A 7,116-nucleotide genomic window follows, 5' to 3' on the forward strand; every position below is an offset into this window, starting at 1 on the left:
ATGAGCTTATTAGGTAAGTTAGGTCCGGATTCAATTCCACACGATCCAATTGTATTGGTGACTGTTGCGATGATGATCCTAGGTGGCCTTGCAGTCGTTGCAGGTATCACCTACTTTAAAAAATGGAACTACTTGTGGACTGAATGGTTCACTTCTGTAGACCATAAAAAAATTGGTATCATGTATATCTTCGTATCTGTAATCATGCTAGTTCGTGGTTTTGCAGATGCGATCATGATGCGTCTTCAGCAGTTCCTCGCTCGAGGTGGTGGTGAAGGCTATTTACATCCTGAACATTACGATCAGATCTTTACTGCCCATGGCGTAATCATGATCTTCTTCGTAGCGATGGGTCTTGTAGTCGGCTTAATGAACATCTCTGTACCTTTACAGATTGGTGCTCGTGACGTTGCCTTCCCATTATTGAACTCTCTAAGTTTCTGGTTATTTGCCGGCGCTGCGGGTCTAATGATGGCTTCTCTTGCACTGGGTGAATTCGCTGCAACTGGTTGGATGGCTTACCCTCCACTATCAGGCATTGAATATTCTCCGGGCGTAGGTGTTGACTACTATATCTGGGCACTGCAAATTTCAGGCTTGGGTACGCTTTTAACAGGTGTTAACTTCTTTGTTACCATCATTAAAATGCGTGCACCTGGCATGACATTGATGGATATGCCGATCTTTACCTGGACATCTTTATGTACAGCAGTATTGATCATTGCAGCTTTCCCTGTGTTAACTGCAACTATTGCAATGTTAACGCTTGACCGTTACTTCGGTTTCCACTTCTTTACAAATGACTTGGGTGGTAGCCCGATGTTGTATGTAAACTTGATTTGGACTTGGGGTCACCCGGAAGTTTACATCTTGGTATTACCTGCATTTGGTATTTACTCAGAAGTTGTATCAACTTTCTCTCGCAAAGCATTATTTGGTTACAAATCAATGGTGTATGCAACTGTAGCAATCACAGTATTGTCTTTCGTTGTATGGGTTCACCACTTCTTTACCATGGGTGCTGGTGCCAACGTTAACGCGTTCTTCGGTATCATGACCATGATTATTGCCATCCCTACTGGTGTGAAAATCTTCTCTTGGTTATTCACCATGTACAAGGGTCGCATCACCTTTACAACACCAATGCTTTGGACACTTGGCTTCCTTGTGACTTTTGGTATCGGTGGTTTAACAGGTGTATTAATGGCAGTTCCACCAGCGGACTTCCTGGTACACAACTCGTTATTCTTGATTGCTCACTTCCATAACGTAATTATTGGTGGTGTAGTATTTGCAATGTTCGCAGGTATCATTTTCTACTGGCCAAAAATGTTTGGTTGGAAATTGAATGAAACATGGGGCAAAGCAGCTTTCTGGTTCTGGTTCTTCGGTTTCTATTTTGCATTCATGCCACTTTATATCCTTGGTTTCATGGGTATGACTCGTCGTTTGAATACATATGACAACCCAGAATGGGATCCGTATGTATCGATTGCATTGTTTGGTTCTGTTCTTGTAGCGTGTGGTATTGCATGTTTCTTAATGCAAATCATTGTTGGTTTCTTACAACGCAACAACAACATCGATCACACTGGCGACATCTGGGATGGCCGTACTTTAGAATGGGCAACTTCTTCACCTGCTCCGTTCTATAACTTTGCTCACCTTCCAAAGATCAATGGTATTGATACTTTCTGGACTGACAAAGAAAATGGCATCGCATATGCCAAACCAACTCAGTATGAAGATGTTCATATGCCAACCAACCGTGCGGCTGGTTTCGTTATTGCAATGCTGATTACTGTAATGGGCTTTGCGTTAATCTGGCATATCTGGTGGTTAGTAGCCGTTGGATTCATTGGTGCTATCGTTTCGTTTATCGTAAGTTCATTCACTAAGAAAGTGGATTACTATGTGCCTGCTGCTGAAGTAGAACGCATTGAAAACGAACGCTATGCGATTCTTGAAAAACACTTGAAGAAGGACTAAGACAATGGCTGAAGTACTTCATCACGACAACCATGGACATGAAGAGCATCATCATCACGATGATACTGACATCACAGTCTTTGGTTTCTGGACTTACTTGATGAGTGACTTGATCCTATTCGGGACACTCTTCATCGCGTTCGCTGTATTAAGCAGTCACATTCCTGTTGGTACTCCAAGTGCTAAAGAGCTTTTTGGTGAGTCTTTAGGTTTCGTTTTAACTGAAACTTTTGCTCTCTTGATCTCGTCTGTGACCTTCGGTTTTGCCGTACTTGCTTCATACAAGAAAAATGTAGGTCAAGTTTTAACTTGGCTAGCAATTACCTGGCTATTTGGTGCTGCCTTCATCGGCATGGAACTTTATGAGTTCAATCACCTCGTTCATGCTGGTCATGGTCCAAGCACAAGTGCGTTCTTGTCTGCGTTCTTTACTCTAGTTGGTACGCATGGTATTCACGTAACTTCTGGTTTGGTGTGGATGATCATTTTGATGATTCAAATCAAGAAAAATGGTTTGACTCTTCCAAACACTCGTCGTCTTGCTTGTCTAAGCTTGTTCTGGCACTTCCTGGACATCGTTTGGATCTGTGTATTCAGCGTAGTTTACTTGATGGGAGTTCTCTAATGAGTCACGATCACAATTCTGCTGGTGCATCGCACGGTAACTTAAAACAATATACTGTCGGTTTCATCCTTTCAGTTGCTCTCACTATTATTCCTTTTGGAATGGTAATGAGCGGTGGCTTTGAACGCGGTATCTTGGTTACTGTAATTGCTATTACTGCAGTTGCTCAGGTTTTAGTACAGCTCATGTTCTTCTTGCACATGAACTCTTCTTCAGAGCAACGTTGGAACGTGATTGCATTTATTTATACAATATTAACCATCGCTATTCTTTTAGTGGGTTCTGTATGGATCATGAACTACCTTCACTACAACATGATGATCTAAACTGATTGTCATGCTGAAAAAGTATTTATTCCTGACTAAACCAGGAATTCTCTTTGGTAACTTTGTTACCACTTTGGGCGGCTATTTCTTAGCCGCTCAAGGTTCTGTAGATTTCCTTTTATTGCTTATTACCCTCCTGGGTACAACTCTGGTTGTTGCCTCTGGTTGTGTGGTCAATAACGTTATTGACCAAGACATCGACCAAAAAATGCAGCGCACACAAAATCGTGCGATGGTTAAAAAATCCATTTCTGTCCCTGTAGCTTTGGTGTATTCCTTGGTACTTGGCGTGATTGGTTTTAGCATTTTATGGTTCTGGGTAAATGCGTACGCTTTTTTATTTGCAGTGATTGGTTTTGTAGTCTATGTGGTGTTTTATAGCCTCTGGACAAAACGCACAACAATTCACCAAACAGTTATTGGAAGTATTTCTGGTGCAAGCCCACCAGTGATTGGATATACCGCTGTTAGTCATGAATTTGACTTAGCTGCACTGCTTATTTTTATTGGTTATGCACTTTGGCAAATGCCCCATTCATGGGCGATTGCAGTATATCGTTTTGATGACTACAAAAATGCAGGTATTCCGATTCTCCCTGTAGCACGTTCCATTTTACGTACTAAAATTGAATCACTGATTTATGTTGTATTATTTACCATTGCCATGAATGGCTTGTTTATATATGGTTATGTGAACTGGCTGTATCTCATTATTTTAAATGCGTTATGCATTTATTGGTTTTATATTGGTATGCTGGGCTTTAAAGCTGAAAATGACCAATTATGGGCAAAACGCTTTTTCCTGTTTTCAGTTATTCTGATTACGATCATCAGTATATGTTTTAGTTTTACCTCCCAAGCGCCAGCAACACAAATCGTGTTTTTTTAAAAAAGATAGAGTTCTACTCTATCTTTTTTTTCATCCTTTAATTTTCAGCACTCTCAAAACACCTATTCAATTCCCCTTCCATTTTCATCTAGTCCAGTAGTCCAGCTTTCGCACTTCCAGTGCTTGCATATAAATCAATCACCACAAAAAGATTCGCTTGTAATTTATCCCTAAAACCACTAAAATTCACGCTTCGCAATTTTTGCGACACAACTTTGGTTGTGACTCCTTGCTTCTGACTTTTCAAAAGTTAGGGGCTGCATAAACCGTAAGGAGCTGACAATGCGTCACTACGAAATCGTACTTTTGGTACATCCAGACCAAAGCGATCAAGTTGTGGGTATGGTAGAACGTTACCTAACTCACATCAAAGAAGCTGAAGGTCAAATTCACCGTTTAGAAGATTGGGGCCGTCGTCAATTGGCTTACCCAATTAACAAAATTCATAAAGCTCACTACATTTTAATGAATGTTGAATGTGGTCAAACTACGCTTAATGAATTAGAAGAATTGTTCCGTTATAACGATGCAATCCTTCGTAATGTTATTATTCGTCGTGAAAACGCAATCACTGAAGAATCATTGCTTGCTAAAAGTGCTGAAGAAAAGCGTGCGCGTAAAGCACAACGTGAAGAAGCACAACAATCTCAAGACTCTGCTGAAGCATAAGGAGAACATTAATGGCACGTTTTTACCGTCGTCGCAAGTTCTGCCGCTTTACAGCTGAGAAAGTTGCGTACATCGACTACAAAGATATCGATACTTTAAAACAGTACATCACTGAAAACGGCAAGATTGTTCCTAGCCGTATTACAGGTACTAAAGCTCGTTACCAACGTCAATTAGCGCTTGCTATTAAACAAGCTCGCTACTTGGCTTTGATCCCTTACACTGACAATCATAAGTGAGGTTGAGCTGTGGATATTATCTTATTACAACGCATTAAAAACCTTGGTAAATTAGGCGATAAAGTTTCAGTTAAAGCTGGTTACGGCCGCAACTACCTTATCCCTCAAGGTCAAGCAGTAGCAGCGACTGAGTCGAATACTGCTGCTTTTGAAGCTCGTCGTGCAGAACTTGAGAAAGCTGAAGCTGATGTTTTAGCTGCTGCTCAAGCACGTGCTGACCAATTGAACGAAGTTAACATCGTGATCACTGCTAAAGCTGGTGACGAAGGTAAACTATTCGGTTCAATCGGTACTCGTGACATCGCTGACGCGTTGACAAATGCTGGTCTAGAAGTTGACCGTGCGGAAGTTCGTCTTCCAAATGGCGCACTTCGTCACACTGGCGAATTCAACATCGCAATCCAATTGCATCATGATGTTGTTGCTGAAGTTCTCGTTACTATCGTATCTGAGTAATTTTTTGCAAGAAAAAGAGCATGCTTTTGCATGCTCTTTTTTTATCTCTGAAAATAGTCAAAATAGCTTGTCTAGATTTGCTCAAAGTAGTGAACACAACTTATTTTTACTGTTTTTAGCTAAATGAAATTTTCGATTCGCATTTTTTTTAAGAACGCGTATGATCTGTTTAGACGAAGATCATTGAAATTTCATTATTCGTCCCAATTTCCAAATTACTCATTTATCGCATTTAAAATCAGGGTTTTATATGTCACAGGCGAATGCCACTGCTACGCTTAACTCATCTAAAGTAGATAATAAAGGAAATGAGTCAAGCCAATTAAAAGAGTTTCGTACCCCACCGCATAACTTGGCAATTGAGCAAGCTGTACTTGCAGCGCTGATGACCGTTGCTGAATCTTTTGAACAAGTCGGTGATGTACTCAGTGAAAATGATTTTTATGCGACACGTCATAAGTATATTTTTCGCGCCATTGAAAAATTAACCCAAGAAAACTCACCTTACGATGCCGTTCTGGTCAATGACTGGCTAATCAAACAGAATTTGCTTGATGCTGTTGGTGGTGAAGAATATTTAATGCAATTGATGGCAGATTCCCCTTCTAGTTTTTATAACCTGGAAACCTATGCCAATAAAATTAAAGAATTTTCCACCTTACGCAGCATGATTAAAGTCAGCTCTGAAATTTTACAGAATGCTTATGACACCAAAGGTCGTAGTGTCAGTGAAATTTTAGACTTGGCTGAAACCAATATTTTTTCCATTGCTGAACAACATAACAACAATGCCAAAGCCCAAGGTCCAAAACCGATTAATGCCGTGGTTGCAGACGTATTTGACAAGTTAAATGAACTTTCTCAAATGGAAGGTAATATTACCGGTTTAACTTCCGGCTTCTTAGAACTGGACAATAAAACCTCGGGTATGCAATCGGGTGACTTGATTATTGTCGCTGCACGTCCATCTATGGGTAAAACCACCTTTGCCATGAACCTGGTGGAAAGTGTGCTGTTTAACTGTGATCTACCTGCATTGGTCTTCTCTATGGAGATGCCAGCAGATTCAATCGCGATGCGTTTAATCTCGGCTTACGGTAAAGTTCACCAAGGTCATTTACGTTCAGGGAAACTGGATGGTGATGAATGGTCTAAAGTGACCGGAACGATTTTACAGCTTCAAGAAAAGAACCTGTACATTGATGATTCATCCGCTCTTCCACCAACAGAATTACGTGCCCGTGCACGTCGTATTGCCAAAATGCATGGGGGTAAAATTGGCTGTATCATGGTCGATTACCTACAGTTAATGAAAGTACCCGGTATGGGCGACAACCGTGTCGGCGAGATCTCGGAAATTTCACGAAGTTTAAAAGCCTTGGCCAAAGAAATGATGTGTCCGGTGATTGCACTTTCCCAGCTTAACCGCTCACTGGAAAACCGACCAAACAAACGCCCTGTAATGTCTGACCTGCGTGAATCCGGTGCGATCGAGCAGGATGCCGATTTGATTATGTTTATTTACCGTGATGAGGTTTATAACAAAGAATCCAAAGAAGCAGGTACTGCCGAAATTATTATCGGTAAACAGCGTAACGGTCCGATCGGTACAGTTCGTCTGGCTTTTGAAGGTCAATACACGCGATTTAGTAACCTTTCACCAGAGTTTTATGCTCAATATAATGATGAAGAATAACGAATAAAAAAAGAGCCTAATGGCCACTGCTGTCCCACAATTTTTCATAAAAGGAGGCTCAATTGAGCTTCCTTTTGTTTTATCGGTATTTTATCGGGCATGAATAAAGCTTTTAAGGTTTTTCTCTCAAACAGATTTACTTGGATCATTCTTAGTAACCGTTGAACCGTCCAGCCTTCTTGTCCTAAATGCCGGGCAAAACTCACCAGTAAATAGGCAATCAGGGC

General features: G+C 40.9%; 8 protein-coding genes and 1 pseudogene. 8 read left to right on the forward strand and 1 reads right to left on the reverse strand.

All coding sequences use genetic code 11. The features are described 5' to 3' along the window. From cyoB to dnaB, 8 genes are all read left to right on the forward strand, one after another. Entirely contained in the window at positions 1-1,989 is a 1,989-nt protein-coding gene (cyoB, locus tag E0409_RS14375) for a cytochrome o ubiquinol oxidase subunit I (RefSeq protein ID WP_131291945.1), read from the forward strand. A 4-nt stretch (positions 1,990-1,993) separates the two neighbouring features. After that, positions 1,994-2,614 carry a cytochrome o ubiquinol oxidase subunit III gene (gene cyoC / locus E0409_RS14380; protein ID WP_131291947.1) on the forward strand — a complete coding sequence of 207 codons (621 nt, stop codon included), beginning with the start codon at positions 1,994-1,996 and terminating at the stop codon, positions 2,612-2,614. Beyond that, complete coding sequence (gene cyoD / locus E0409_RS14385) at positions 2,614-2,940, forward strand: cytochrome o ubiquinol oxidase subunit IV (protein WP_131291949.1); 327 nt, start codon at positions 2,614-2,616, stop codon at positions 2,938-2,940. Before cyoC ends, cyoD begins: the two co-directional genes overlap by 1 nt. A gap of 10 nt (positions 2,941-2,950) precedes the next feature. Beyond that, complete coding sequence (gene cyoE, locus E0409_RS14390) at positions 2,951-3,829, forward strand: heme o synthase (protein WP_131291951.1); 879 nt, start codon at positions 2,951-2,953, stop codon at positions 3,827-3,829. 282 nt (positions 3,830-4,111) lie between these two features. Next, complete coding sequence (rpsF, locus tag E0409_RS14395) at positions 4,112-4,498, forward strand: 30S ribosomal protein S6 (RefSeq protein WP_053578020.1); 387 nt, start codon at positions 4,112-4,114, stop codon at positions 4,496-4,498. 11 nt (positions 4,499-4,509) lie between these two features. Beyond that, on the forward strand, positions 4,510-4,737 hold the full coding sequence (gene rpsR / locus E0409_RS14400; protein ID WP_004676982.1) for a 30S ribosomal protein S18: 228 nt from the start codon (positions 4,510-4,512) through the stop codon (positions 4,735-4,737). Positions 4,738-4,746: 9 nt separating this feature from the next. After that, on the forward strand, positions 4,747-5,193 hold the full coding sequence (gene rplI / locus E0409_RS14405; protein WP_131291953.1) for a 50S ribosomal protein L9: 447 nt from the start codon (positions 4,747-4,749) through the stop codon (positions 5,191-5,193). Positions 5,194-5,443: 250 nt separating this feature from the next. After that, the gene (dnaB, locus tag E0409_RS14410; RefSeq protein WP_131291955.1) at positions 5,444-6,889 is read left to right on the forward strand and encodes a replicative DNA helicase; all 1,446 of its coding nucleotides are present in this window, start codon (positions 5,444-5,446) and stop codon (positions 6,887-6,889) included. Positions 6,890-6,933: 44 nt separating this feature from the next. Here dnaB and E0409_RS14415 read toward each other — a convergent pair. Beyond that, positions 6,934-7,116: pseudogene (locus tag E0409_RS14415) on the reverse strand (IS4 family transposase); the annotation flags it as partial.

Origin of the sequence: Acinetobacter sp. ANC 4862, assembly GCF_004336635.1 — a bacterium.
In the GTDB taxonomy this organism is placed as follows: domain Bacteria; phylum Pseudomonadota; class Gammaproteobacteria; order Pseudomonadales; family Moraxellaceae; genus Acinetobacter.

Coding starts and splice junctions, on each gene's coding strand:
- cyoB (WP_131291945.1), top strand. CDS start 1: ATGAGCTTATTAGGTAAGTTAGGTCCGGATTCAATTCCACACGATCCA.
- cyoE (WP_131291951.1), top strand. CDS start 2,951: ATGCTGAAAAAGTATTTATTCCTGACTAAACCAGGAATTCTCTTTGGT.
- rpsR (WP_004676982.1), top strand. CDS start 4,510: ATGGCACGTTTTTACCGTCGTCGCAAGTTCTGCCGCTTTACAGCTGAG.
- dnaB (WP_131291955.1), top strand. CDS start 5,444: ATGTCACAGGCGAATGCCACTGCTACGCTTAACTCATCTAAAGTAGAT.
- cyoC (WP_131291947.1), top strand. CDS start 1,994: ATGGCTGAAGTACTTCATCACGACAACCATGGACATGAAGAGCATCAT.
- cyoD (WP_131291949.1), top strand. CDS start 2,614: ATGAGTCACGATCACAATTCTGCTGGTGCATCGCACGGTAACTTAAAA.
- rpsF (WP_053578020.1), top strand. CDS start 4,112: ATGCGTCACTACGAAATCGTACTTTTGGTACATCCAGACCAAAGCGAT.